Source organism: Streptomyces sp. DvalAA-14 (assembly GCF_900091855.1).
Lineage (GTDB): Bacteria > Actinomycetota > Actinomycetes > Streptomycetales > Streptomycetaceae > Actinacidiphila.
Genome location: NZ_FMCH01000459.1, coordinates 1 through 24,923 on the forward strand (window position 1 = coordinate 1; position 24,923 = coordinate 24,923).

The 24,923-nt window shown below is 71.5% G+C and carries 22 protein-coding genes and 1 riboswitch; of the genes, 17 read left to right on the plus strand and 5 right to left on the minus strand.

All coding sequences use genetic code 11. From position 1 onward, the window contains the following. Nucleotides 1-110 precede the first annotated feature (110 nt). The 10 genes from GA0115240_RS24145 to GA0115240_RS24190 all read left to right on the plus strand — a co-directional run bounded on the left by GA0115240_RS24145 (nt 111) and on the right by GA0115240_RS24190 (nt 9,910). Complete coding sequence (locus GA0115240_RS24145; protein WP_093739582.1) at nt 111-719, plus strand: CDP-alcohol phosphatidyltransferase family protein; 609 nt, start codon at nt 111-113, stop codon at nt 717-719. A gap of 23 nt (nt 720-742) precedes the next feature. Next, nucleotides 743-3,238: a mannose-1-phosphate guanyltransferase gene (locus GA0115240_RS24150; protein ID WP_093739584.1), complete on the plus strand. Its 2,496-nt coding sequence runs from the start codon at nt 743-745 to the stop codon at nt 3,236-3,238. A 63-nt stretch (nt 3,239-3,301) separates the two neighbouring features. Next, nucleotides 3,302-4,216, plus strand: a complete 915-nt coding sequence (locus tag GA0115240_RS24155; RefSeq protein ID WP_370673368.1) for a DUF881 domain-containing protein — start codon at nt 3,302-3,304, stop codon at nt 4,214-4,216. Next, nucleotides 4,213-4,545: a small basic family protein gene (locus tag GA0115240_RS24160; protein ID WP_093739588.1), complete on the plus strand. Its 333-nt coding sequence runs from the start codon at nt 4,213-4,215 to the stop codon at nt 4,543-4,545. Before GA0115240_RS24155 ends, GA0115240_RS24160 begins: the two co-directional genes overlap by 4 nt. 7 nt (nt 4,546-4,552) lie before the next feature. After that, nucleotides 4,553-5,341, plus strand: a complete 789-nt coding sequence (locus GA0115240_RS24165; protein ID WP_237555160.1) for a DUF881 domain-containing protein — start codon at nt 4,553-4,555, stop codon at nt 5,339-5,341. A gap of 64 nt (nt 5,342-5,405) precedes the next feature. Then, nucleotides 5,406-6,233, plus strand: coding sequence for an FHA domain-containing protein (locus tag GA0115240_RS39405; protein ID WP_370673369.1), 828 nt, complete (start codon nt 5,406-5,408; stop codon nt 6,231-6,233). Nucleotides 6,234-6,278: 45 nt separating this feature from the next. Next, nucleotides 6,279-7,013, plus strand: a complete 735-nt coding sequence (locus GA0115240_RS24175; protein ID WP_093739594.1) for a transcriptional regulator FtsR — start codon at nt 6,279-6,281, stop codon at nt 7,011-7,013. Nucleotides 7,014-7,116: 103 nt separating this feature from the next. Continuing rightward, on the plus strand, nt 7,117-7,590 hold the full coding sequence (locus GA0115240_RS24180; RefSeq protein ID WP_093716750.1) for a bifunctional nuclease family protein: 474 nt from the start codon (nt 7,117-7,119) through the stop codon (nt 7,588-7,590). A gap of 217 nt (nt 7,591-7,807) precedes the next feature. Then, entirely contained in the window at nt 7,808-8,410 is a 603-nt protein-coding gene (locus GA0115240_RS24185) for a MerR family transcriptional regulator (protein WP_093739596.1), read from the plus strand. A gap of 60 nt (nt 8,411-8,470) precedes the next feature. Beyond that, nucleotides 8,471-9,910, plus strand: coding sequence for a DNA polymerase IV (locus GA0115240_RS24190; protein ID WP_093739622.1), 1,440 nt, complete (start codon nt 8,471-8,473; stop codon nt 9,908-9,910). Between the two features lie 9 nt (nt 9,911-9,919). On the opposite strand, the gene GA0115240_RS24195 is transcribed toward GA0115240_RS24190, so the two are convergent. Next, complete coding sequence (locus GA0115240_RS24195; RefSeq protein WP_093739598.1) at nt 9,920-10,327, minus strand: PRC-barrel domain-containing protein; 408 nt, start codon at nt 10,325-10,327, stop codon at nt 9,920-9,922. 156 nt (nt 10,328-10,483) lie between these two features. Then, nucleotides 10,484-10,594: riboswitch (glycine riboswitch) on the plus strand. A 173-nt stretch (nt 10,595-10,767) separates the two neighbouring features. Here GA0115240_RS24195 and gcvP point away from each other — a divergent pair. After that, on the plus strand, nt 10,768-13,659 hold the full coding sequence (gene gcvP, locus GA0115240_RS24200; RefSeq protein WP_093739600.1) for an aminomethyl-transferring glycine dehydrogenase: 2,892 nt from the start codon (nt 10,768-10,770) through the stop codon (nt 13,657-13,659). Nucleotides 13,660-13,753: 94 nt separating this feature from the next. On the opposite strand, the gene GA0115240_RS24205 is transcribed toward gcvP, so the two are convergent. Both GA0115240_RS24205 and GA0115240_RS24210 read right to left on the minus strand, forming a co-directional pair. After that, entirely contained in the window at nt 13,754-13,960 is a 207-nt protein-coding gene (locus GA0115240_RS24205; protein ID WP_093739602.1) for a DUF5999 family protein, read from the minus strand. 280 nt (nt 13,961-14,240) lie between these two features. Further along, nucleotides 14,241-14,825 (minus strand): hypothetical protein, encoded by a 585-nt coding sequence (locus tag GA0115240_RS24210; RefSeq protein ID WP_093739604.1) that lies wholly within the window; start codon nt 14,823-14,825, stop codon nt 14,241-14,243. A 478-nt stretch (nt 14,826-15,303) separates the two neighbouring features. Between GA0115240_RS24210 and GA0115240_RS24215 the strand changes: the two genes are divergently transcribed. Further along, complete coding sequence (locus GA0115240_RS24215) at nt 15,304-16,794, plus strand: glutamate--cysteine ligase (RefSeq protein ID WP_093739606.1); 1,491 nt, start codon at nt 15,304-15,306, stop codon at nt 16,792-16,794. A 180-nt stretch (nt 16,795-16,974) separates the two neighbouring features. After that, complete coding sequence (locus GA0115240_RS24220; protein ID WP_256069955.1) at nt 16,975-17,760, plus strand: CPBP family intramembrane glutamic endopeptidase; 786 nt, start codon at nt 16,975-16,977, stop codon at nt 17,758-17,760. 45 nt (nt 17,761-17,805) lie between these two features. Here the strand turns inward: GA0115240_RS24220 and GA0115240_RS24225 are convergent, their stop codons facing one another. Continuing rightward, complete coding sequence (locus tag GA0115240_RS24225) at nt 17,806-18,627, minus strand: PhzF family phenazine biosynthesis protein (protein ID WP_093739610.1); 822 nt, start codon at nt 18,625-18,627, stop codon at nt 17,806-17,808. Nucleotides 18,628-18,769: 142 nt separating this feature from the next. On the opposite strand from GA0115240_RS24225, the gene GA0115240_RS24230 reads away from it, so the two are divergent. Then, nucleotides 18,770-19,390, plus strand: coding sequence for a PadR family transcriptional regulator (locus tag GA0115240_RS24230; RefSeq protein ID WP_093739612.1), 621 nt, complete (start codon nt 18,770-18,772; stop codon nt 19,388-19,390). Between the two features lie 97 nt (nt 19,391-19,487). On the opposite strand, the gene GA0115240_RS24235 is transcribed toward GA0115240_RS24230, so the two are convergent. Continuing rightward, nucleotides 19,488-20,543: a LacI family DNA-binding transcriptional regulator gene (locus GA0115240_RS24235; protein WP_093739614.1), complete on the minus strand. Its 1,056-nt coding sequence runs from the start codon at nt 20,541-20,543 to the stop codon at nt 19,488-19,490. A 165-nt stretch (nt 20,544-20,708) separates the two neighbouring features. Here GA0115240_RS24235 and GA0115240_RS24240 point away from each other — a divergent pair, with 165 nt between their 5' ends. The 3 genes from GA0115240_RS24240 to GA0115240_RS24250 all read left to right on the plus strand — a co-directional run bounded on the left by GA0115240_RS24240 (nt 20,709) and on the right by GA0115240_RS24250 (nt 24,873). Further along, the gene (locus tag GA0115240_RS24240; RefSeq protein WP_161302411.1) at nt 20,709-22,994 is read left to right on the plus strand and encodes a glycoside hydrolase family 3 N-terminal domain-containing protein; all 2,286 of its coding nucleotides are present in this window, start codon (nt 20,709-20,711) and stop codon (nt 22,992-22,994) included. 107 nt (nt 22,995-23,101) lie between these two features. After that, the gene (locus GA0115240_RS24245; RefSeq protein WP_093739618.1) at nt 23,102-23,788 is read left to right on the plus strand and encodes a pyridoxine/pyridoxamine 5'-phosphate oxidase; all 687 of its coding nucleotides are present in this window, start codon (nt 23,102-23,104) and stop codon (nt 23,786-23,788) included. Between the two features lie 53 nt (nt 23,789-23,841). Further along, entirely contained in the window at nt 23,842-24,873 is a 1,032-nt protein-coding gene (locus GA0115240_RS24250) for an EamA family transporter (RefSeq protein WP_093739620.1), read from the plus strand. The last annotated feature ends 50 nt before the right edge of the window (nt 24,874-24,923 follow it).

Consider the following 24,923-nt stretch of genomic DNA (forward strand, 5'->3'; position numbering starts at 1 on the left):
ATTAGAGGCCCGGCCTCGGATCCGAAGAGGATCCGGCGCCGGGCCCTTTTTGTGCCTGGGGTAGAGTCGCCCCGCAACGTCCGTACGTAGAACCAGCAGGAGGGGACCCGGTGGAGGTCCAGGAGACACGGGTGCAAACGGATCGTATCTTCACGATCCCCAACATCCTGAGTATGGCGCGCCTGGTGGGCGTCCCCGTCTTCCTGTGGCTGATTCTGTGGCCCGAGTTCGGCGGCCCCAAGCTCGACGGTTGGGCGCTGCTCGTTCTGGCGCTGAGTGGCATCAGCGACTACCTGGACGGGAAGCTGGCCCGGCGCTGGAATCAGATCAGCAACCTCGGACGCATCCTGGACCCGGCCGCGGACCGGCTGTTTGTACTGTCCACGCTGGTCGGACTCACCTGGCGGGGCATCCTGCCGCTGTGGCTCACGTTGCTGCTGTTGGCACGTGAGGCCATGATGGCGGTGATGCTGCTGATTCTGCGGAGGCACCACTACGGCCCACCCCAGGTGAACTTCATCGGGAAAGCCGCTACCTTCAACCTCATGTACGCCTTTCCGCTGCTCCTACTGAGCGACGGAAGTGGATGGCTTGCGACCCTGGCGTCTATTTTCGGCTGGGCCTTCGCAGGTTGGGGTACAACCCTGTACTGGTGGGCAGGGATCCTCTATGTGGTGCAGGTCCGGCGACTTGTCCGGGCGGACACCACGGCTGACTGAGTCACGAGGAGGATGTTTCCGACATGAAGGCGGTTGTTATGGCCGGCGGCGAAGGTACCCGCCTTCGCCCCATGACCTCGAGCATGCCCAAACCGCTGCTGCCGGTGGTGAACCGTCCGATCATGCAGCACGTTCTGACGCTGCTCAAACGGCATGGCCTCACTGAGACGGTGGTCACAGTCCAGTTCCTCGCCTCCCTGGTGAAAAACTACTTCGGGGACGGCGAAGAGCTCGGGATGGAGCTCACCTATGCCCACGAAGAAAAGCCGCTGGGGACGGCCGGAAGCGTCAAGAACGCGGAAGAGGCGTTGAAGGATGATTCCTTCCTCGTAATTTCCGGTGACGCCCTCACCGATTTCGATCTGACCGAGCTGATCGAATTCCACAAGCAAAAGGGCGGCCTTGTCACGGTGTGCCTGACCCGCGTCCCGAATCCATTGGAATTCGGTATCACCATCGTCGACGACGAGGGCCGGGTGGAGCGCTTCCTGGAAAAGCCGACCTGGGGCCAGGTGTTCTCCGACACGGTGAACACCGGCATTTATGTGATGGAGCCCGAGGTCTTCAACTATGTCGAGCCGGACGCGTCCGTCGACTGGTCCGGCGATGTCTTCCCGCAGCTGATGAAGGAGGGGAAGCCGATTTACGGCTTCATCGCCGAGGGCTACTGGGAGGACGTCGGCACGCACGAGAGCTACGTGAAGGCGCAGGCCGATGTCCTGGAGGGCAAGGTCGACGTCGACATCGACGGCTTCGAGATCTCGCCCGGGGTGTGGGTGGCCGAGGGAGCCGAGGTGCACCCGGACGCGATCCTGCGCGGGCCGCTCTACATCGGCGACTACGCCAAGGTGGAAGCCGGCGCGGAGATCCGCGAGCACAGTGTGATCGGGTCCAATGTCGTGGTGAAGACCGGTGCGTTCCTGCACAAGGCGGTGATCGCGGACAACGTCTACATCGGTCCGCACACCAATCTGCGCGGCTGCGTCATCGGCAAGAACACCGATGTGATGCGCGCGGCGCGGATCGACGAGGGCGCCGTCATCGGCGACGAGTGTCTGATCGGCGAAGAGTCGATCATCTCCGGCAATGTCCGGGTCTATCCGTTCAAGACCGTCGAGGCCGGCGCGTTCGTCAACACCTCGGTGATCTGGGAGTCACGCGGCCAGGCCCATCTGTTCGGCGCCCGCGGCGTGTCCGGGATCTTGAATGTGGAGATCACTCCGGAGCTGGCGGTCCGACTGGCCGGCGCCTACGCGACCACCTTGAAGAAGGGCGCGACCGTCACCACGGCCCGCGACCACTCCCGTGGTGCCCGCGCACTGAAGCGCGCGGTGATCTCGGCCCTGCAGGCCAGCGCCATCGACGTGCGGGACCTGGAGAACGTGCCGATGCCGGTGGCACGCCAGCAGACCGCGCGCGGCAGCGCCGGCGGCATCATGATCCGGACGACGCCGGGGCGGCCCGACTCGCTGGACATCATGTTCTTCGACGAGCGCGGCGCCGACCTGTCGGCGGCCGGACAGCGCAAGCTGGACCGGGTGTTCGCGCGCCAGGAGTACCGCCGGGCGTTCCCCGGCGAGATCGGCGACCTGACCTTCCCGGCCACCGTCTTCGACTCGTACACCGGCGCCCTGCTGCGTGCGGTGGACACATCGGGTATCGCGGAGTCCGGTCTCAAGGTCGTGGTCGACGCGGCCAACGGCAGCGCGGGCCTGGTCCTGCCGAGCCTGCTCGGCCGGCTCGGGGTGGACGCGCTGACCGTCAACCCCGGTCTGGACGAGGCGCGTCCGACCGAGACCGAGGAGAGCCGCCGGGCGGGTCTGGTCCGGCTCGGGGAGATGGTGTCCTCGTCCCGTGCCGCCTTCGGGGTGCGCTTCGACCCGGTGGGCGAGCGGATGTCACTGGTGGACGAGCGCGGCCGGATCGTCGAGGACGACCGGGCGCTGCTGGTCCTGCTGGACCTGGTGGCCGCCGAGCGGCGCAGTGGCCGGGTCGCGTTGCCGGTGACCACCACCCGGATCGGCGAGCAGGTGGCCGCGTACCACGGCACGCAGGTCACCTGGACGATGACCTCGCCCGACGACCTGACCCGGGTGGGCCGGGAAGAGGGCACCATCTTCGGCGGTGACGGGCGCGGCGGCTTCATCGTGCCGGAGTTCAGCAGCGTCTTCGACGGTTCGGCCGCGTTCGTGCGGCTGATCGGCCTGGTGGCGCGTACGCAGCTCACCTTGAGCCAGATCGACGCCCGTATCCCGCGCGCCCACGTCCTCAAGCGGGATGTGCCCACACCGTGGGCGGTCAAGGGCTCGGTGATGCGCCGGGTCGTGGAGGAGGCCGGGGACCGGTCGGTGGACACCACGGACGGCGTACGTGTCGTGGAGTCGGACGGGCGCTGGGTGATGGTGCTGCCCGATCCTGCCGAGGCCGTGACGCATCTGTGGGCCGAGGGTCCCGACGACGCGTCGGCGCAGGCGCTGCTGGACGAGTGGTCCCAGGTGGTGGAGAGCGCCGGGCGGTGACCTGGCGGCGCAACGCCGCGCTGCGCAGGGCCCGTTCGATCGCGGCGGTCCCGACGTGCGACGATGTGCGGCATGCCGCAGCAACCCGATCGGAGCAGCCCCGTACCCGGGGCTGCTCCGCGGCGTCCGGACGCGTCCATGTCGCTGCTCACCAACGTCATGGAGCACAGCCTCGACGACGGCTACGCCGAGGCCGCCGCCCGGCGCGGTGAGGTCGGCAGCTCGCGGCTGCCCACGGAGTTGCGCGGCCGGCTGTGGGTCGCGGCCGGTCTGGTGCTCGCGGCGGTCGTCGTGACGCTGGGCGCGGCCCAGGCGCAGGTCTCGGCGCCCACCGAGGCCAAGGAGCGGCAAAAGCTCGCGGACCGGATCCAGACCGAGACCGCGAGCGCGGACCGGCTCCAGCGGGACGTCGACGCGCTGCGGGACAGGGTGTCCGCCGAGCAGCAGGCAGCGCTCAAGCACCCGGGCGGCGACAGCAACAGCGCGCTGGAAGTCATGGCGGCCGCGACGCCGGTGCGCGGGAGCGGGGTGAAGCTCGTGGTGGACGACGCCGAGGAAGCCACCCAGGGCGACACCGGCGGTCCGCGCGAGAGCACCAGCTTCGCCGACACCGGGCGGGTCCGCGACCGCGACATGCAGCGGGTGGTGAACGGCCTGTGGGCCTGCGGGGCCGAGGCGGTCACCGTCAACGGGCAGCGGCTGACCGCGCTGTCGGCGATCCGGGCCGCGGGTGAGGCCATACTGGTCGACAACAAACCGCTGGCGCCGCCGTACACGGTGCTGGCGATCGGGGACGGGGAGCGGTTGAGCACGGCATTCCGGAACAGCGCGGACGGACAGTACCTGCGGGTGCTCCAGGACAACTACGGTATCCGCGCGAGCATATCGGTCCAGAAATCGCTGGAACTGGCCGCCGCTCCCAGCCTGATCGTGCGGTACGCCAAGCCGGCCGCCGGGAACGGAAAGGGTTCGAAGTGATCGCCGTACTGGGCCTCGTGGTCGGAGTCGTGGTCGGACTCGTGGTGCGCCCCGTGGTGCCCGCCGGGGTCGAGCCCTACCTGCCGATCGCGGTGGTGGCCGCCCTCGATGCCGTCTTCGGCGGCCTGCGGGCCATGCTGGACGGCATATTCGACGACAAGGTGTTCGTCGTGTCGTTCCTGTCCAACGTGGTCGTGGCCGCGCTGATCGTCTTCCTCGGCGACAAACTCGGGGTCGGCTCGCAGCTGTCCACCGGCGTCGTGGTGGTGCTCGGCATCCGGATCTTCTCCAACGCCGCCGCCATCCGGCGTCATGTCTTCCGGGCGTGACGGCGGTATGAGCGACCCGAACGACCCGTCGGGCCCGGTCCAGCAGGCTCCGGCGGACACCGGGCAGGCGCCCCGGGCGACCGGCCGGCAGCGGCTGGCGGCCGGGCTGTGGCCGCCGCGGCTGTCGCGCGCCCAGTTGATCGTGGCGCTGCTGCTGTTCGTGCTCGGCCTGGGCCTGGCCATCCAGGTCCGCTCCACCAGCGACACCGGTGGTGTGCTGCGTGGCGCGCGCCAGGAGGATCTGGTCCGTATCCTCACGGAGTTGGACAATCGCAGCCAGCGCCTGGAGGACGAGAAACGGGGTCTGGAGAATCAGCGCAGCGAACTGGAGACCAGCTCCGACCAGGCCGCCGAAGCGCTTCGGCAGACGCGGCAGAAGGCGCAGGAACTGGGCGTGCTGGCCGGTACGGTGGCTGCCCGGGGACCGGGGATCACCTTGACCGTCACCGACCCGCACGGCGGGGTCGAGGCGGACTCCCTGCTGGACACCGTCCAGGAGTTGCGGGCCGCGGGAGCCGAGGCGATCCAGATCAACAACGTACGGGTCGTGGCCGACACCTACTTCACCGACGGTACGACCGGTGTGCGGATCGACGGGCACGAGGTGGCGCAGCCGTACGCGTTCAAAGTGATCGGCAATCCGCCTGATCTGGAACCGGCGTTGAACATCCCCGGCGGGGTGGTGCAGACGCTGGAGAAGGAGCAGGCCACAGCCGATGTGGTCAGGTCGCAGAAGATCGTCGTGGACGCCTTGCGGCCGTCGGAGCAGCCTGACTACGCTCGGTCATCCCAGTGAGGCCGGGGGTCGGCGCATCGGTGGGGTGCGGTGTAAGGGAAACTGTGTACAGCGAGGGTTCGTCCTGCCCCACGGGCGGGTCTGCTTCTTTCAAGGGGAATCGCCCGTGAAGTTGTTTGGGAAGTTGTTCGGCAAGAGCGCGCGGCAGTCGGGTGACCCGGCGACGGCGCGCCATCGCGCGCCACGGAGCCTGTCCGACGAGGGACAGGGCCCGGATCGCCCGCTGTTCAGGAATGAGCCGCAGGGTCCCGGCGCGGACTATCAAGGTGCTCCCGGCGTGGCGTCTGTTGACCCCGCTTCGGCCGCGCGCATAGGTTTCGGAGAACCATCGGCCCCAGCCACGGGTGGAGGACTCGGCTTGCCGGTTTGCAGCAGGTGTGGTCACACCAACGCGGAGGCGAGCCGCTTCTGCAGCTACTGCGGCGCGCCGCTGCGCGGTTCCGGTGGCGGTTACGAGCGTGCGTCGGAGACGACGTCCACGATCTCGATCTCCGGCCTGGAGGCGTACGAGGCGGAGGCCACCGGCCAGACGGTGATGCCGTCGCTGTCCCCGGAGGCGCAGGCCGCCGTGGACGCGCTGCCGATCGGCTCGGCGCTGCTGGTGGTGCGGCGCGGTCCGAACTCGGGCAGCCGCTTCCTGCTGGACGGCGAGCTGACCACGGCCGGCCGTCACCCGCAGAGCGACATCTTCCTGGACGACGTGACGGTCTCGCGCCGGCATGTGGAGTTCCGGCGCGGCCAGGACGGCGGATTCACCGTTTCGGACGTGGGCAGCCTCAACGGCACCTACGTCAATCGGGAGCGGATCGACTCCGTGTCGCTGTCCAACGGCGACGAGGTGCAGATCGGCAAGTACCGGCTGGTCTTCTACGCGAGTCAGCGGGGCGTCTGAACCCTCCCCCGGACCGCGTCCGGGGGACCCCCAGGGAAGGTGTGCATGCAGAGAACGTCGGGCGGTGCCGGAGACGGCACCGCCACCGTCGACGGGGTCCTGCTGAGCATCGGCGCGGTACTGAGCCGGCTGCGGGACGAATTCCCTGAGGTGACCATCTCCAAGATCCGGTTCCTGGAGGCGGAGGGGCTGGTCGAACCGCAGCGCACGCCGTCGGGGTACCGGAAATTCGGGCCCGGGGACGTCGAGCGGCTCGCGTACGTGCTGCGGGCACAGCGCGACCACTATCTGCCACTGCGGGTGATCAGGGAGCATCTCGACGCCCTGGACCGCGGCGAGAAGGTCCCACTGCCGCGCTCCGGGGAGTCCAGAGAGCTCCTGGACGCCTCCGGGGGGCCTCAGGAGCCCCCGGAGCTGCGGATCGGCCGGGAAGAGCTGCTGGCCGCCACGGGGGCCGCAGACGCCGAACTGGAGCAGTGGGAGTCGTACGGGCTGGTCGAGGCCGGCCGGGACGGCGGCTACGACGCCGAGACGGCGACCATCGGGCGGCTCATCGCGGACCTGGGCCGATTCGGCCTGGAACCGCGCCATCTGCGGGCCGTGAAGGCGGCCGCGGACCGGCAGGCGGGCCTGGTGGAGCAGGTCGTGGCGCCGCTGCGGCGGCACCGCAACCCGCAGACCCGGCTGCACGCCGAGGCCACCGCCCGTGAGCTGGCCGCACTGTCCGTACGGCTGCATGCCGCGATGGTGGAGTCCGCACTGCGGGTCCGCCTGCGCTGACCGGGCATTTCCGGCCCGCTGACCCCCCGCCGGAGGCGCCGGACGGAGGGGTGGCCGGGTGCCCGACTACCCAAACCCGGCGAGCACGGCCTAGGGTTGCTGTGTGAACGAGCTCGACGTTGTGGGTGTCCGGGTCGAAATGCCCTCCAACCAACCGATCGTGCTCCTGCGTGAAGTGGGAGGCGACCGGTACCTGCCCATCTGGATCGGGCCGGGTGAGGCAACGGCCATCGCCTTCGCGCAGCAGGGCATGACGCCTGCGCGACCACTCACTCATGACCTCTTCAAGGACGTGCTGGAAGCGGTCGGCCAGACCCTCACCGAGGTGCGGATCACCGATCTGCGCGACGGTGTCTTCTACGCGGAGCTGGTCTTCGCCAGCGGGGTCGAGGTCAGTGCCCGCCCGTCCGACGCCATAGCGCTGGCACTGCGCACCGGGACGCCGATCTACGGCAGCGACGGGGTGCTGGACGACGCGGGGATCGCGATCCCGGACGAGCAGGAGGACGAGGTGGAGAAATTCCGCGAGTTCCTCGACCAGATCTCTCCCGAGGACTTCGGTACCAGCAACCAGTGACCGGACGCGGGTCCTGCCGAGGCAAGGTTGCCTCCGAGAGGCCATTCGAGGGACCGTTCCCGCCCCGCGGTCACGCCAAACCACTCGTGGGGCGAATATCACTCGGCGTGCCGAGCGCGGCGATCGTTGACGCACCCCTGGTGACTGCCTACCGTCGGTGGGGAAAGTCCGGTGGCACGTGCGCTCGGCCACCGGACGTGAAGGGACGGAGGGCGGCGTGAGAAGCACCGGCGACGGTCTGGCGACCGGCGATCCCTATCCGCCCCCGGGGACACTGGCCCGCGCGGCCGCCGAAGCGGGCGGCGGCCCGGCCCAGGACGCGTCGCCGGAGCAGATCGGCTATCGCGGTCCCACCGCGTGCGCTGCGACCGGCATCACCTACCGCCAGCTGGACTACTGGGCCCGCACCGGACTCGTCGAGCCCAGCGTGCGGCCCGCCTACGGCTCCGGCACCCAGCGCCTCTACAGCTTCCGCGACGTGGTGGTGCTGAAGATCGTCAAGCGGCTGCTGGACACCGGGGTGGCCCTGCAGAACATCCGGACCGCGGTCCAGCACCTGCGGTCGGTGGGGCCCGCCGAACTCGCCAGGATGACCCTGATGAGCGACGGCGCCACCGTCTACGAGTGCACCTCGCCCGATGAAGTGGTCGACCTCCTCCAGGGCGGGCAGGGCATCTTCGGCATCGCCGTCGGTGTCGTCTGGCGGGACGTGGAGAGTTCGCTGGCGCAGATGCACGGCGAGCGCGTCGACACCGGCGAGACCCTGATCGGCCACAATCCGGCCGACGAGCTGGCGAAGCGGCGCAACCGGGCGGTCTGAGCGGCGCCGCGCCGTACACCCGTACGGTGAATGTCGGTGGTGTGCGGCACGATCGACGGTGTGAGAAGTACGCCGACCATCCTGCACCTGGACATGGACGCGTTCTTCGCCGCGGTCGAGCAGGCATCCAAGCCGAGCCTGCGGGGCAAGCCGGTGGTGGTCGGCGGCCTCGGGCCCCGCGGCGTCGTTTCGACCGCGTCCTACGAGGCACGGGTGCACGGCGTCCACTCCGCGATGGCCATGGCCCGCGCCCGCCGGCTCAGCCCCAACGCGGCCTACCTCTACCCCCGCTTCGGCCTGTACCGCCAGATCAGCGAGACCGTGATGACCCTGCTCGGCGAGGTGTCACCGCTGATAGAGCCGCTCAGCCTCGACGAGGCGTTCCTGGACCTGGAAGCCTCGGCGGGCGACGAGGACCCGCGCCGGGTCGCGGTGCGGCTGCGGGCCCGGATCCGGGCCGAGACCGGCCTGACCGCCTCGGTCGGCCTGGCCGGCTCCAAGCTGCTGGCGAAGATCGCCTCCGAGAAGGCCAAACCGGACGGCCTGGTGGTGGTCGAGCCCGGTACCGAGCGCGCGCTGCTCCACCCGATGCCGGTCCGCACCCTGCCCGGCGTCGGCCCCGCCACTGCCGAGCACCTGCGCAAGGCCGGCATCGGCACCGTCGCCCAGATCGAGCACTCGGGGGAGGCGGAACTGGTGCGGCTGCTCGGCAAGGCGCACGGCGCGTCCCTCTACGCGATGGCGGCCGGCCTCGACAACCGGCCGGTGGTCGCCGACCGGGACGTGAAGTCGATCTCCGTCGAGGACACCTTCGACAGCGATCTCACCGACCGCGCCCATGTGCGCTACCAGATCGACCGGCTCGCCGACCGCTGCGTCCAGCGGCTGCGCGGCGCGGGCCGCTCCGGCCGCACCGTCGTGGTCAAGGTGCGGCGGTACGACTTCTCGACCCTCACCCGTTCCGAGACGCTGCGGGCCCCCACCGACGACCCGGCCGTGGTCCGCGAGACGGCCCGCCGGCTGATCGAGGCCGTCGACACCACGGGCGGCGTACGGCTGCTCGGGGTCGGCGTCGCGGGCCTGGCCGACTTCACCCAGGAGGACCTGTTCGCCCAGAGCGCCGAAAGCCGGGAGGCGGACGAGGGCGCCCCCGAGTCGCTGCCCGCGGTGCCGCCGCCCGGCCTCGAACGGGTCAGCCAGTGGTATCCGGGCCAGGACGTGACCCATGAGGAGTACGGCGCCGGATGGGTGCAGGGCAGCGGCGTCGGCCGGGTCACCGTCCGCTTCGAGGTGCCCTCCGACACCGTCCCCGGCCGGGTGCGCACCTTCGCCCTGGACGACCCGGCCCTGGTCCACAGCGACGCCCTGCCGCTGACCACGCAGGCAGCCACCACGCCGGCAGCCACCGCGCCGGACCGCGCAGCCGGTTCCCCCGCGGTCCCGCCCCCTGCGGGGGAGACCCGGCACGAGGCCCGGCAGGATCCACCCGACCGGCCCTGAGGACTGTCCTCAGCCCAGGCCCGCCGGGGGCGCGGCGCCCTCCCCGCCGTCGGGCAGGTCGCCGAAGTCCCGCTCCGGGCCCGGACCGAGCCCGCCGTCCGACCTCGGCACGTCCATGTCGTAGTGGTGGTAGAGCTGCAGCTCCTGCTCGGGCGACAGATGGCGGCCGACGCCGAAGTCCGGGGCATCCCTGATCAGGGACTTCTTGAACGGCACCCGCAACTCGTCGTCCACCAGCTCGCTCGGCTCCAACGGCACGAAGGCGTCCCGGGTGAACATGCCGGTGCGTACCGCCGCCCACTCCGGCGCACCGGTCGCGTCGTCGAGGTACACCTCGTCCACCGTGCCGATCTTCGTACCGTCGCGGTCGAAGGCGCGGCGGCCGATCAGGCTGCGCGGATCGATGTCGGTCTGCACGGTCCCTCCAACCAATGGCAACTACTGCTGAGTACCACGAAAGTGCACATCGGGAGCGGTGTCGACTCGGGGAGCGGGGTGACGTGTGTCGCTCCCCGGGGCGGCAGCGCGCCCGGACGTGCGGAAAGAGGCGCTGGTAGGCTGGGTGATGGCTGCGAACCCCATGCGGGAGAGTCTTCCGAACGTCCGGGTAGCCGGGCGGGACGGAGGCGCCGAAGGAGCAAATCCTCCCCGGAATCTCTCAGGCATCCGTACCGCATGGGTCAGGTCACTCTGGAAAGCAGGACCGTACCGGAAGTTCGGCGCGGGTCCTCACCGACGGTGCAAGCCGCCCCAGCGGGGCGGTGAAGCTCTCAGGTTCCGATGACAGAGGGGGAGGCCGCAAGGGTGCCGCACCGCGGCATCCCCGAAGGTCACCACGACCAGGAGGGCCTCCGCAGATGACGGATCGTCGCATCCCCCTCGCCCGGCTCGAGGCAGGCACGCCTTTCGCCGACCGCCACATCGGCCCCGACGCCGGGGCGCAGGCGAAGATGCTCGCCCAGGTGGGCTACGGCTCGCTGGACGAGTTGACCGAGGCGGCCGTACCCGACGCCATCAAGAGCGCCCAGGCGCTCGGCCTGCCCGCCGCGCGCACCGAGCCCGAGGTGCTCGCCGAGCTGCGTGCCCTGGCCGACCGCAACCAGGTGCTGGCGCCGATGATCGGCCTGGGGTACTACGGCACCTTCACCCCGCCGGTCATCTTGCGCAACGTGCTGGAGAATCCCGCCTGGTACACCGCCTACACGCCGTACCAGCCCGAGATCTCGCAAGGGCGCCTGGAGGCGCTGCTGAACTTCCAGACCCTGGTCGCCGACCTCACCGGGCTGCCCACCTCCGGCGCCTCACTGCTGGACGAGAGCACCGCGGCGGCCGAGGCGATGGCGCTGTCCCGCCGGGTCGGGACGGTGAAGCAGGGCGTCTTCCTGGTCGACGCCGACACCTTCCCCCAGACCCTGGCCGTGATCCGGACCCGGGCCGAACCGACCGGCGTCGAGGTGGTCACCGCCGACCTGAGCGACGGCATCCCGGCCGAGATCGCCGAGCGCGGCGTCTTCGGCGTGCTGCTGCAGTACCCGGGCGCCTCGGGCGCGGTACGCGACCTGCGGCCGATGGTCGAGCGGGCGCACGAGCTGGGCGCGGTCGTCACGGTCGCCGCCGACCTGCTGGCGCTCACCCTGCTCACCTCGCCCGGCGCGCTCGGCGCGGACATCGCGGTGGGCACCACCCAGCGGTTCGGCGTGCCCATGGGCTTCGGCGGCCCGCACGCCGGCTACATGGCGGTCCGCGACGGCTACGCCCGCAACCTGCCGGGCCGCCTGGTCGGCGTCTCGGTCGACGCCGACGGCAACAAGGCCTACCGGCTGGCGCTGCAGACCCGCGAGCAGCACATCCGCCGTGAGAAGGCCACCAGCAACATCTGCACCGCCCAGGTGCTGCTGGCCGTGATGGCGGCCATGTACGCCGTCTACCACGGCCCCGACGGCCTCGCCGCGATCGCCCGACGGACCCACCGCTACGCCGCTGTGCTGGCGGCCGGCCTGCGCGCGGCCGGTGTCGGCGTCGAGCACGGCGCGTTCTTCGACACCCTGACCGCGCACGTGCCGGGCCGGGCCGCCCAGGTGGTGGCCGCCGCCCGCGCGGACGGCGTGAACCTGCGGCTCACCGACGCCGACCGGGTCGGTGTCGCCTGCGACGAGACCACCGACCGGGCCCAGCTGGCCGCCGTGCTGGCCGCCTTCGGCGCGGACCGGGGCACCGACCTGGACGCCCTGGACGCGGCCACCGAGGACGCGCTGCCCGCCGGGCTGCTGCGCACCGAGCCGTACCTGACCCACCCGGTCTTCCACCAGCACCGCAGCGAGACGGCGATGCTGCGCTACCTGCGGCGGCTGGCCGACCGTGACTACGCGCTGGACCGGGGCATGATCCCGCTCGGCTCGTGCACCATGAAGCTGAATGCCACCACCGAGATGGAGCCGGTCACCTGGCCGGAGTTCGGTGCGCTGCACCCCTTCGCGCCGGCCGAACAGGCCGAGGGCTACCTCGCGCTGATCCACGGCCTGGAGGAGCAGCTCGCCGAGGTCACCGGCTACGACAAGGTCAGCCTGCAGCCCAACGCAGGCTCGCAGGGCGAACTGGCCGGGCTGCTCGCGGTGCGCGCCTACCACCGGGCGGCCGGCGACACCGGCCGCACCGTCTGCCTGATCCCGTCCTCCGCGCACGGCACCAACGCGGCCAGCGCGGTGATGGCGGGCATGGACGTCGTGGTGGTGAAGACCGGTGAGAACGGCGATGTGGACGTCGCCGACCTGCACGCCAAGATCGAGCTGCACCGCGAGCGGCTGGCCGTACTGATGGTCACCTACCCCTCCACGCACGGCGTCTTCGAGGACAACATCACCGACATCTGCGCGGCCGTGCACGACGCCGGCGGCCAGGTGTACGTGGACGGCGCCAACCTCAACGCCCTGGTGGGACTGGCCAGGCCGGGCAGGTTCGGCGCCGATGTGTCGCACCTGAACCTGCACAAGACCTTCTGCATCCCGCACGGCGGCGGCGGGCCCGGCGTCGGGCCGGTGGCGGTCCGCGCGCACCTGGCGCCGTATCTGCCGAACCACCCGCTGCAGCCTGACGCGGGACCGGAGACCGGCGTCGGACCGGTGTCGGCGGCGCCCTGGGGCTCGGCGGGCATACTGCCGATCTCCTGGACCTATGTCCGGCTGATGGGCGCCGAGGGCCTCAAGCGCGCCACCCAGACCGCGGTGCTCAGCGCCAACTACGTCGCCCGGCGGCTGGAGCCGCACTTCCCGGTGCTCTACACCGGCCCCGGCGGCCTGGTCGCGCACGAGTGCATCATCGACCTGCGCCCGCTGAGCAAGGACAGCGGCGTCAGCGTCGACGACATCGCCAAGCGGCTGATCGACTACGGCTTCCACGCGCCGACCATGTCCTTCCCGGTGGCCGGCACCCTGATGATCGAGCCCACCGAGAGCGAGGACCTCGCGGAGCTGGACCGCTTCTGCGAGGCGATGATCGCGATCCGCGGCGAGGTCGACCGGGTGGCCGCCGGCGAGTGGCCCGCCGACGACAATCCGCTGCGCGGCGCCCCGCACACCGCGGCGGCGCTCGGCGGCGAGTGGACGCACCCCTACAGCCGCGACGAGGCGGTGTTCCCCGCCGGGGTGTCGGCCGCGGACAAGTACTGGCCGCCGGTACGCCGGATCGACGGGGCGTTCGGCGACCGCAACCTGGTCTGCTCCTGCCCGCCGCTGGACGCCTACGACGACTGACGCCGCAGCCGGCCCCGGGCGGGCCGGCTCGGGACGTGGCGAAAGCCGGTTCCGCTGGGTTCAGCGGGACCGGCCGGGCGTCGCGGGCCGGCGCTCAGGCCGCGGTGATGATCTTTCCGGTGCCCAGCGGCCGGTGCGGGGCGATGATCTGCCCGTCGGGCAGCAGCTCGCCGGTGTCCTCGAAGAGCAGGACGCCGTTGCACAGCAGGCTCCAGCCCTGCTCCGGGTGGTGGGCCACGGTGTAGGCGGCCTCACGGTCGGGGCACTCTGCGGTCGGGCACTGCGGCTGGTGCTTGCACATGATGGAAGGTGTCTTTCGCTGCGAGAAGTGGGTTCTGCGGGCGGTCGCCTGTCCTGCCTGGTGCATGACCGTCGCCCCGTTCCGGGTGCGGCCGATCCTAGTGTTGCTCCGCCGACCCCGATCCGCAGCAATATTGTCCAGACCGTGTTCAACGGGGGAAGCGGTGTCACCCGGGCGGCCGGTCGCGGTCACCGTGCGTTCACTGCGGCGGCCCGCCGACGGCGATGCCCCCTCGTCGGCGCGGACGAGAGGGCATCGGGCGAGGTGGCCGGCCTGCCGTTCAGGCGGGCGACCCCAGCAGAGGCGGCGCCAGCCGGGCGCTGAGCGAGGGCGCCAGCTCCACCAGCCGGTGCACCCGGTGCGAGGTGATCCCGGGAGGCGCCGGGGCCAGCGGGATCAGCAGGTCCGACGGGTCGGGCTGGGCGGTGGCCGCGTCGGCGCGCGGAACGCAGTGCAGCCACAGCGCCATCATGTACAGGCCCGGCACCGACAGCAGATGCGGCTGATAGGTGGCCGGGAGCGTCTCCGCCTGCCGCAGCGCCCGCTCGGTGGAGAGCAGGTAAGGGCCCTCGGAGAAGCGGGAGAACACCCATCCGTCCGGTGTTGCCACCGTCTCGCCCGCCGCGGCCACCCTGGCGCCCGCCCTGATATGGAACCGCCAGCCGGTCAGCCGCGCCTGGGGCAGGCCGCCGGGGACCGGCGCCGGTTCGAACACATGGACAGGCAGCGGGTGTTCGGCGTCCAGCGGCCCTTCGGCGTTGCGCAGCGCGGGGGTCCGGATCTCCAGGACCGCGGCGGGCGAACTGAGCGCCGCCAGGACGCTCAACAGGGCGGGAGCGGGTGCTGGGGGGACAAGCAGCGGCATGGTGTCGCCTCTCACTGGGAGACAAACAGTGGTGCTGGGGCGGGTGCGGACGGCGCTGACGATGCAGGGCGAACTCCTGCTCGGGCACGTCCGGGGAGGGCGGAAGCTTTGCCTTGTCAGCGGAGTTTATACGACGCGTGTTCGCTCCGTGTTTCGTCTAGTCGCTGCCAGTATTACGCGCAAGGCGATAATTCGCCTTCTTCCGCAGGGGCGTCCGTGTCATTGCCGCAGGCCGGGCAGAGGCGATGCATATCTCTGCCTGTCACGGTCGGCTGGAACTCGCCGGTCTATTCGCCGGCACTTTACGCCGGAATGTTACGCCGACACCCGGCACCGGAATGTGCCGCTGGAACGTGCGCGGTGGGCCGTTAGAGCAAGCCTAGCGTGCCGAACGGGTCGGCTGCTGCGTTATCGATCATTTGGGTGGGCATCCTTGGAAGAGGGCCGATCCGGTGCCGTGCGAGGAAGGGACGCTTCCATGGGGGAGAAGGTCGTTGCCGGCGCGTTCGACCTGGCCGACCGCCGGCTGTACCGGCGAAAGCTCCAGCAGTGCCTGGTGGGGCTGGAGCGACTGCTGGACGAGAAGCGATTCGACCGGCCGCGCAATCTGATGGGCCTGGAGATCGAATTGAATCTCACAGATTCCGACGGACTGCCCCGCATGATGAACGAAGAGGTGCTGAAGCGCATCGCGAGCCAGGATTTCCAGACCGAGCTCGCGCAGTTCAATATCGAGGTGAACATCGCGCCGCACCGGCTTTCCGGCCGGGTCTTCGACCGGCTCGCCGAAGAACTGCGCACCGGGCTCGGCTACGCCGACCGGATGGCGTCCGAACTGGGGGCCCGCATCGTCATGGTGGGAATTCTGCCCACCCTGGAGGCCCAGGACCTGGTGAGCGCCAACCTGTCCACCGACGACCGCTTCATCCTGCTCAACGAGCAGGTCCTGGCGATGCGCGGGGAGGACATCACCCTGGACATCCAAGGCGTGGAGCATCTCGTATACACCTCGGCCTCCATCGCCCCGGAAGCCGCCTGCACGTCCACCCAGATGCATCTGCAGGTCACCCCGGGCCGGTTCGCCGCGGTCTGGAACGCGGCGCAGGCACTGGCCGGGCCGCAGGTGGCCGCGGGCGCCAACTCGCCGTTCCTGTTCGGCCGCGAGCTGTGGCGCGAGACCCGTCCGATGCTCTTCCAGCAGGCCACCGACACCCGGCCGCAGGAGCTGAAGGCCCAGGGGGTGCGCCCGCTGACCTGGTTCGGCGAGCGCTGGATCGACTCGGTGACCGACCTGTTCGCGGAGAACGTACGGTACTTCCCCGCCCTGCTGCCGATCTGCGACGACGAGGACCCGGTGCGGGTGCTGGACGCCGGGCGGGTGCCGCAACTGCGCGAGCTCACCTTGCACAACGGCACCGTCTACCGCTGGAACCGGCCGGTCTACCAGGTGGTGGACGGTGTGCCCCACCTGCGGGTGGAGAACCGGGTGATGCCCGCCGGGCCCACCGTCGCCGACGTGCTGGCCAATGCCGCCTTCTACTACGGGCTGGTACGGGCGCTGGCCGAGGCGCCGCGCCCGGTGTGGCAGCGGATGCCGTTCGGCGTGGCCGCCGCCAACTTCGAAGCCGCCTGCCGCTACGGCATCAACGCCACCCTGCGCTGGCCGCGCGGGCGCGGCGGGACACCGGCCGAGGTGCCCGCGGTGGACCTGATCCGGGACGAGCTGCTGCCGCTGGCCGCCGCCGGGCTCGACGGCTGGGGCGTCGACCCGGCCGACCGCGACCACTACCTCGGCATCATCGAGCAGCGCTGCCGGCGCCGCACCAACGGCGCGGAATGGCAGTCGGCGGTCTTCCACCGCATGCTGGAGCGCGGCCTGGACCGGCGGGCGGCGCTGGCGGCCATGACCCAGCGCTACCGGGAGCACATGGACGGCGGCGAGCCGGCCCACACCTGGCCGGTGGGCTGAGCAACCCCTGCGGGGCCCCGCACCGGACCGCGGCCCGCCTGTCTCCCCGGTTCTTCCCGCGATGCGCCGAACACATGGGGGGCGGCTGCGCACGACGGCGCCGGATCTTCGTATCTTTTGCGGAGGACCCCAATGGTGCGCGCCCCGCGCCGCAGCGGGGCGACGATCTTGGAGGGCCGCGTGCACACACAGTCGTACGAGGTGGAGGCGCGCCCGGAAGACCGCACCTGGCGCAGCGAGACGCTGATCGTCCTGGCGCTGTCCCTCGGCGCGAGCGGGGTCTCCGCGCTGATCAGCTTCATCGGCTCGGTGACCCGGCCCGGGGCGCTGAAGAACCAGGCGGCCACCCTCGTCGGCTCCCAGGCACCCGGCCGCCCCTGGCTCGACCTGGCCTGGCAGGTGTTCGGCATCGCCACCGCCCTCGCCCCGGTCGCCCTGGTGGCGCACCTGCTGGCCCGGGAGCGGGTCGGCCTGCCGGCCATCGGCTTCGACCTGACCCGCAAGCGCTGGGACCTGGCCCGGGGCGTGCTGGTGGCCGCCTTCATCGGCGGCACCGGACTCGCCTTCTACCTGGGGGTGCGGGCGGCCGGCTTCAACCTCACCGTGGTGCCGGAGTCGCTGCCGGACGTCTGGTGGAAGATTCCGGTCCTGATCGCCGCCGCCGTGCAGAACGCGGTGCTGGAGGAGGTGATCGTGGTCGGCTATCTGCTGCGCAGGCTCGGCCAGTTGGGCTGGTCGCCGACCGCCGCACTGGCCGCCAGCGCGCTGCTGCGCGGCTCGTACCACCTCTACCAGGGCGTCGGCGGCTTCGTCGGCAACATGGCGATGGGCGTGGTCTTCGTCCTGCTCTACCGGCGCTGGGGCCGGGTCGGCCCGCTGGTGGCGGCGCACGCGCTCATCGACACGGTGGCCTTCGTCGGCTACGCGGTCCTGGCCGGCAAGGTGGGCTGGCTGCCCACCGGGTGAGCGCCGGCCGCGGCGCGGGAGGGGGCGGGGGAGGCGGCGGCCCGGCTACGGGACGGCGTGCAGTTCGCCGTCCACCACGGTGACGGCCGCGCCGGTCAGCAGCACCCGGTCGCCGCTCAGCCGGGTGGCGATCAGGCCGGTGCGGGCCGACGCCTGCAGTCCGGTGAGCCGGTCGCGGCCGAGCCGGCGCGACCAGAAGGGGGCGAGCGCGGTGTGCGCGCTGCCGGTCACCGGGTCCTCGTCGATGCCCACCGCCGGGAAGAAGCCCCGCGAGACGAAGTCGTAGCCCTGCCCGGGGTCGGCGGCCGCCGCGGTGGCGATCAGGCCGCGCTGCGAGAGCCGGCCCAGCGCGGCCAGGTCGGGGGCCAGCGCGCGTACCGTGGCCTCGTCGGCGACCTCGACCAGCAGGTCCCCGCAGTCGGGGCCGGTGTCCAGCACGCTCAGCGGGGCCGTGCCCAGCGCCTGCGCCAGGCCGGCCGGCGCCGCGACGGGGGTGAGCGGAGCCATCGGGAAGTCCAGGGTGATCGTCCCGTCGCCCTCGGCGGTGGCCGACAGCACCCCGGCCCGGGTGCGGAACCACACCGTGCCCTGCGCCGCGCCGGTGGTGCGCAGCACATGGGCGGTCGCCAGCGTGGCGTGACCGCACAGCCCGACCTCGGTGACCGGGGTGAACCAGCGCAGTGCCCAGTCGGCCACCGCGTCGCCGCTCATGGGATGCGCGAACGCGGTCTCGGACAGATTGAGTTCGGCCGCGACCTGCTGCATCCAGCCGGCATCGGGAAATTCGTCCGACCCCAGCAGCACCACTCCCGCTGGATTGCCGGCGAAGGGGCGATCGGTGAAGGCGTCGACGATTCGGATCCGCATGCGCTGAGCCTATGGCCTGTCGCCGCCGATCCCGCCGGGCCCGTCGACTCCGTCCGCGGCCCGGCCCGGGGGCTTGCCGTACGACCGGTTCCGATATATCGTTGAACTGTCGCGAACGATCAACGATGGAAGGAGCGACATCATGCGTTCCCAAGGAAATGACCATGGACACGGCCATGGGCACTGCGGGCCCGGCCATCACGGGAGGGGCGAGCGGGAAGGCCTGCGAGCCGCCTTCGGACAGTTCGGGCCGCCGTTCGGCGGACCCTTCGGACCCGGTGGCGGACGGGGCCGCGGCGGACCGCGCGGCCGGGCCCGGCGCGGCGATGTCCGCGCGTCGATCCTGGCGCTGCTCAAGGACCGCCCGATGCACGGCTACGAGATGATCCAGGAGATCGCCGACCGCAGCGGCGGCGCCTGGCGGCCCAGCCCCGGCTCGGTGTACCCCACGCTCCAGCTGCTGGAGGACGAGGGCCTGATCACCAACGCGAGCGAGGGCGGCAAGAAGCTGTTCACGCTCACCGAGGCGGGCCGCACCGAAGCCGAATCCGTCTCCGAGGCACCCTGGGAGGACGCCGGCCGCGGCGTCGACTGGGACGCCCTCAACGAGATAAGGAAGGTCGGCGGCGGACTGGTCGAGGCCTTCCGCCAGGTGTGGGCCACCGGTACCCCCGAGCAGCGGGAAAAGGCGCTGGTCGTGGTCAACGACGCCCGCAAGAAGCTCTACCTGATCCTCGCCGACGAGGACGTCACCGAGGACTGACCGGGCCGGCGGCGCACCGCACGCCCTGACGCCGTGGCACGGCCTCGGCGCGCGGCGGAGCCGATTCGCCCGGCCCACCGCGAGCCGGTCCGGGGCATCACGCCCTGGACCGGCTCGATCCGCGTACCAGCAGCCGGGTCGGCACGATCCGCGGCTCCGCCCGCAGCTGGGCCTTCGACGGGCCGGCGTCCAGCAGCCCGCGCAGCGCCGTCACCGCCGCCTCGCCCAGCGCCCGCTGGTCCTGGGCGACCGTGGTCAGCGACGGCCGCACCAGCGCCGCCGCGTCGATGTCGTCGAAGCCCACCACGGCCAGATCGCGCGGCACCGACAGTCCCGCGTCCGCCGCCGCGTGCATCGCGCCTATCGCCATCTGGTCGCCCGCCGCGAAGATCGCGGTCGGCGGCCGCGCCACCCGGAGCAGCGTGCGCGCCGCCGCCTCCCCGCTGGCCAGGAAGAAGTCGCCCTCGGTCACGTACTCCGGCGGCACCGCCAGCCCCAGCCGCTCGCAGGCCCGCCGGTAGCCGGCCAGCCGCTCGGCGGCCGGCGGCAGGTGCAGCGGACCGGTGACCGTGGCGATCCGGCGGTGCCCGAGCTCGTACAGGTGCTCCACCGCGGCCTCGGCGCCGGCCGCGTTGTCCGAGCTGACCCGGACCGTGCAGGGGCCGGTGAAACCGGTGTCGATGCCCGCGCAGGGCACGGTGGAGGCGGCGAGCACCCGCAGGCACCGGTCGTCGGGCGGCGTGGTGAGCACGATCACGCCCTCCAGATTGTGCCGCCGCACCGCCTGCAGGTAACTGCCGTCCGGGTCCTCGGCGGCCGGCGTGGTCAGCAGCATCAAGTGGTAGTCGGCCTCGGACAGGGCGGTGCGGACGGCGCTGAGCAGGCCGAGCAGGAAGGGGTTGTGCTGGCCCCTGGCCTCCTGCCCGCTGTCCCAGATCAGCCCGATGGTGTCCGAGCGCCGCCGGACCAGGGTGCGGGCCGGCTCGTTGGGGGCGTAGCCCAGCTCGCTGGCCAGCCGCCGGATGCGCTCACGGGTGGCGTCACTCACCTCGGCCCGGCCGTTGAGCGCCCTGGACACGGTGGCGGTCGAGACACCACTGCGGCGGGCGAGTTCACGGATGTTCACGAAGTACCCGATCTGCGCGAGGGACATGGGCCACTTGGACGGACACCTGGTGGCAAGCGTGCGGCAAAACGCCTTCTGCGTACAGTCTTGACGATGCGTCAGCCCGGGCGACAGACTTCGCGCCGATCGGAAACGTTTACGGCAGTCGGTCCCGAAAACGCCGGGACCCCGAACAGGAACGGGACTCCTGCGATGCCAACAAACGCACGACGACTACGCCTCAAAACCCTTCTCACCCTCGCCACCGCCGCGGCCTGCGTCGCGGCCGTCGCGTCGGTGCCGGCCCAGGCCGGGGACAACCCGACGTACACCAATCCGAAGGCCCCGGTCGAGCTGCGGGTCAAGGATCTGCTCAAGAGAATGACACTGGCCGAGAAAATCGGCCAGATGGACCAGATATCCGTGGTCAACATGCAGGGCGACTGCCAGTGGAGCGGTGGCGCATTCACCGAGTCCTGCATGAAGAACGTCCTCGTCGACAACGCGGCCGGTTCGGTCCTGTCCGGCGGCGGCGCGGGTCCGGCCGTCAACACCCCGGGGAACTGGGCCACGATGGTCAACACCGTGCAGAAGTACGCGGTGGACCACTCGCGGCTGCACATCCCGATCATCTACGGCGTCGACGCCGTGCACGGCCACAACAACGTACTGGGCGCCACGATCTTCCCGCAGGAGATCGGCATGGGCTCGACCTGGGACCCGGCGCTGGTCAAGGACGCCGGCACCGCCACCGCCAAGGCGGTCGCCGCCACCGGCATCGACTGGAACTTCGCGCCGGTCACCGACATCGCGCGCGACCAGCGCTGGGGCCGCTACTACGAGACCTTCGGCGAGGACCCGCTGCTCTCCGGCACGCTCGCCGCCTCCGCGGTCAAGGGCATCCAGGGCGCCGGCGGCGCCAAGAACGTGGCGGCCACCGTCAAGCACTTCGGCGGCTACGGCGAACCCGGCAACGGCCACGACCGGGTGCCCGGCGATGTCTCGATCCGCTACCTGCAGGACACCCTGCTGCCCTCGTACAAGCAGGCCGTCGACGCCGGCGCCATGTCGGTCATGGTCAACTCCGGTGCCATCAACGGCATCCCGGCCACCTCCTCGCACTACCTGCTGACCGACGTGCTGCGCCGCCAGTGGGGCTTCCAGGGCGTCGAGGTCAGCGACTGGCAGGACGTCCGGGCGCTGCAGACCAGCTACCACATCGCCGCCGACTACCCCGAGGCCATCGCCAAGGCCGTCAACGCGGGCCTGGACATGGCGATGGAGCCGTACGACGCCCAGGGCTGGAGCGACGGGCTGGCGACCGCCGTGCAGCGCGGCCTGGTCTCCGTCCGGCGCATCGACCAGTCCGTGGCGCGCATCTTGACGATGAAGTTCAAGCTCGGGCTGTTCGAACACCCCTATGTGGACGCCTCGAAGGCCGACTCCCGGGTGATCGGCGCGGACACCGGCCTGGCCCGGCAGGCCGCCGACGAATCGCAGGTACTGCTGCGCAACGACGGCAATGTGCTGCCGATCTCCCCCTCCGCCAAGAAGATCGTCGTGGCCGGCTCCTACGCCGACGACATCAACGACCAGGTCGGCGGCTGGACGGTGGGCTGGCAGGGTGTTCCCGACGGGGTGACACTGCCGGGCACCACCGTGCTCCAGGGCATCCGGAAGGCGGCGCCCGCCGGGACGCAGATCGTGCGGGCCACCTCCGCGGACGACGCGGTGGCGCAGGCCCGGAACGCCGATCTGACCGTCGTGGTGGTCGGCGAGAAGGCCGCCGCGGAAGGCGCGGCGGACAGCCCGACCCCCCAGCTGAGCGCCGACCAGGTCGCGTTGGTGAAGTCGCTGAAGGCGACCGGCAAGCCGGTGGTCACCGTGGTGCTCGCCGGACGCCCGCTGGTGCTCGGCGACGCGGACGGCACCCAGGGCCTGCTGATGTCCTGGCTGCCCGGCAGCGAGGGCGGCAACGCGGTCGCCGACGTGCTGTTCGGCAAGGTCGACCCGAGCGGCCGGCTGAACGCCACCTGGCCGAAGGACATCGGCAACGAGCCGATGTACTACCAGCAGCTGCCCGGGACGAACTCCGGTCCGCAGTCCTTCATCGACGCCGCCTACCCGTTCGGCGCGGGCCTGTCCTACACCACGTACAGCTTCGACTCGGTCAAGGCCGCCTCGGCCACCGTACGGACCAAGGACACCATCCGTCTGAAGGTCGCGGTCACCAACTCCGGTGGCCGCGCGGGCGACCTGGTGGTGCCGGTGTACGTCTCGCAGCCGTCGAGCGACGTGCTCTCGCCCTCCCGGAAGCTGGTCGCCTTCACGCGGGTCCACCTGGGGGCGGGGCAGTCCGGCACGGTCTCGCTCGACGTGCCGCCGAGCCGCCTGGCGGTGACACCGGGCGACATCGACGGCGCCGGCAAGCAGCAGGTCCAGCGCGGGGACTACGTGTTCACCGCCGGCGCGCAGACCACGACGGTCACGGTGCGCTGACCCTTCGGCGCCGGGCCGCGGGCGGGTTGTCCCGTCCGCGGCCCGGCGTGCTGTCTGATGGACCACGGCAGGCGCCGGCACCGGTCGGCGGTGGACAGGAGGACGGCATGGGCGGCACCACGGACCCGGTGGACGACGAGGCACTGCTGGCCAGGCTGCGGGCCGCCCCGGTACTGGCCGGGCCGTTGCCGCCCTTCGATCCCGACCGGGCGCCGGACACGCCCGGCCCGCTCTTCGCCGACTGGCTGGACCGGGCGCTCGACGACGGGGTGCCCGAACCGGGCGTGGTGACGCTCAGCACGGCCGGCGCCGACGGCACGCCCGGCGCCCGGGTGCTGATGCTGCGCGGCATCGACACCGCCGACTGCGCCTTCCGCTTCGCCTCCGACTCCCGCAGCCCCAAGGGAAGCGATCTGGCGGCCAATCCGCAGGCCGCCCTGACCTGGTACTGGCCCGCGCACGGCCGGCAGATCCGGATGGCCGGACCGGTGGACGTCCTCGGCGAGGAGCCGACCCGCCAGGACTTCCTCCACCGCCGCGACACCTCCCGGGCGGCCGGCTTCACCGGCGTGATGTCCGCGCCGATGTCCGGCCCGGACGAGTACGAGCGGGCGCACCGGTCGGCGCGGCGACTGGTCGCCGACGAACCCGGGCGGGTACCCGCCACGCACACGCTGTACCGGCTGCGGGCGCACGAGGCGGAGTTCTGGCAGGCCGACCCGGCCCGCTTCCACCTGCGGCTGCGCTACCGGCGGGCCGGCCACGGCTGGAACCGGACCCTGCTGTGGCCATGAGGGTCAGTGGCAACCGGGATGACGGTCCTGTTGCGAGCTGACATCATGACCGGATGCACGCCACCCGGGGCAGACACGGAGGACTCGGCCTGGCCCTGCTGTCGGCCTGCGCGTTCGGCGGTTCGGGAGTGGCGGCCAAGCCGCTGATCGAGGCCGGCTTCGATCCGCTGCAGGTGGTCTGGATGCGGGTGGCCGGCGCCGCGCTCATCCTGCTGCCGGTCGCCGCTCGTCACCGCCGGCTGCCCCGCGCGCGGCCCGGACTGCTGCTCGGCTTCGGCGCGCTGGCGGTGGCCGGCTGCCAGGGGCTGTACTTCGTGGCCATCTCCCGGATCCCGGTCGGCGTGGCCATCCTGGTCGAGTACCTCGGCCCCGCGCTGCTGCTCGGCTGGGTCCGGTTCGTCCAGCGGCGCCCGGTCAGCCGCGCCGCCGTCATCGGCGTGGTGCTCGCGGTGACCGGGATGGCCTGCGTGGTGGAGGTCTGGGGCGGGCTCGCCTTCGACCCGCTCGGGCTGCTCTGCGCCTTCGGGGCCGCCTGCTGCCAGGTCGCGTACTTCGTGCTCGCCGACCAGGGCACCGGGCACGAGGACGCCCCCGACCCGCTGGCCGTCGTCGCCTACGGCCTCCTGGTCGGCGCCGCGCTGCTCACCGTCTTCGCCCGGCCCTGGGACATCCCCTTCGCCGCGCTCGCCCACCGGGCCGCACTCGGCGACCGCCAGGTCCCCTCCGTCCTGCTGCTGGCCTGGATCGTGCTGGTCGCCACCGTCGTCGCCTATCTGTCCGGCGTGATCGCGGTACGCCGACTCAGCCCGCAGATCGCCGGGGTGGTCGCCTGCACCGAGGCGGTCGTCGGCACGGTACTGGCGTGGTTCCTGCTGGACGAACACCTCGGCGCCGCCCAACTGGTCGGCGGCGCCCTCGTCCTGGCGGGGGCCTTCGCGGCGCAGACCACGGCGAAGCCCGCCGGTTCCCCGCCGCACGGTGAGCTGCCGGCGGCCGGGGCGGCGAAGGCCGGGGCGGCGGGCGCGTTCGGCGCCGCCGGAGCCGAGAACCGCGGGTCGCGGCCGGCTGTCCGCAGCGACGGATAGGCGGCCGCCGCCTTCCGCGGGTCCTTCGACCCGGCACGGCGATCCGGCCC

Bases quoted from the DNA above. Each gene is read 5' to 3' on its own strand.
- GA0115240_RS24205 (WP_093739602.1), bottom strand. From the start codon at position 13,960: ATGTGCAAGCACCAGCCGCAGTGCCCGACCGCAGAGTGCCCCGACCGT.
- GA0115240_RS24235 (WP_093739614.1), bottom strand. From the start codon at position 20,543: ATGTCCCTCGCGCAGATCGGGTACTTCGTGAACATCCGTGAACTCGCC.
- GA0115240_RS24240 (WP_161302411.1), top strand. From the start codon at position 20,709: ATGCCAACAAACGCACGACGACTACGCCTCAAAACCCTTCTCACCCTC.
- GA0115240_RS24175 (WP_093739594.1), top strand. From the start codon at position 6,279: ATGCAGAGAACGTCGGGCGGTGCCGGAGACGGCACCGCCACCGTCGAC.
- GA0115240_RS24230 (WP_093739612.1), top strand. From the start codon at position 18,770: ATGCGTTCCCAAGGAAATGACCATGGACACGGCCATGGGCACTGCGGG.
- GA0115240_RS24245 (WP_093739618.1), top strand. From the start codon at position 23,102: ATGGGCGGCACCACGGACCCGGTGGACGACGAGGCACTGCTGGCCAGG.
- GA0115240_RS24210 (WP_093739604.1), bottom strand. From the start codon at position 14,825: ATGCCGCTGCTTGTCCCCCCAGCACCCGCTCCCGCCCTGTTGAGCGTC.
- GA0115240_RS24215 (WP_093739606.1), top strand. From the start codon at position 15,304: ATGGGGGAGAAGGTCGTTGCCGGCGCGTTCGACCTGGCCGACCGCCGG.
- GA0115240_RS24165 (WP_237555160.1), top strand. From the start codon at position 4,553: ATGAGCGACCCGAACGACCCGTCGGGCCCGGTCCAGCAGGCTCCGGCG.
- GA0115240_RS24225 (WP_093739610.1), bottom strand. From the start codon at position 18,627: ATGCGGATCCGAATCGTCGACGCCTTCACCGATCGCCCCTTCGCCGGC.
- GA0115240_RS24155 (WP_370673368.1), top strand. From the start codon at position 3,302: ATGTGCGGCATGCCGCAGCAACCCGATCGGAGCAGCCCCGTACCCGGG.
- gcvP (WP_093739600.1), top strand. From the start codon at position 10,768: ATGACGGATCGTCGCATCCCCCTCGCCCGGCTCGAGGCAGGCACGCCT.
- GA0115240_RS24150 (WP_093739584.1), top strand. From the start codon at position 743: ATGAAGGCGGTTGTTATGGCCGGCGGCGAAGGTACCCGCCTTCGCCCC.
- GA0115240_RS24250 (WP_093739620.1), top strand. From the start codon at position 23,842: ATGCACGCCACCCGGGGCAGACACGGAGGACTCGGCCTGGCCCTGCTG.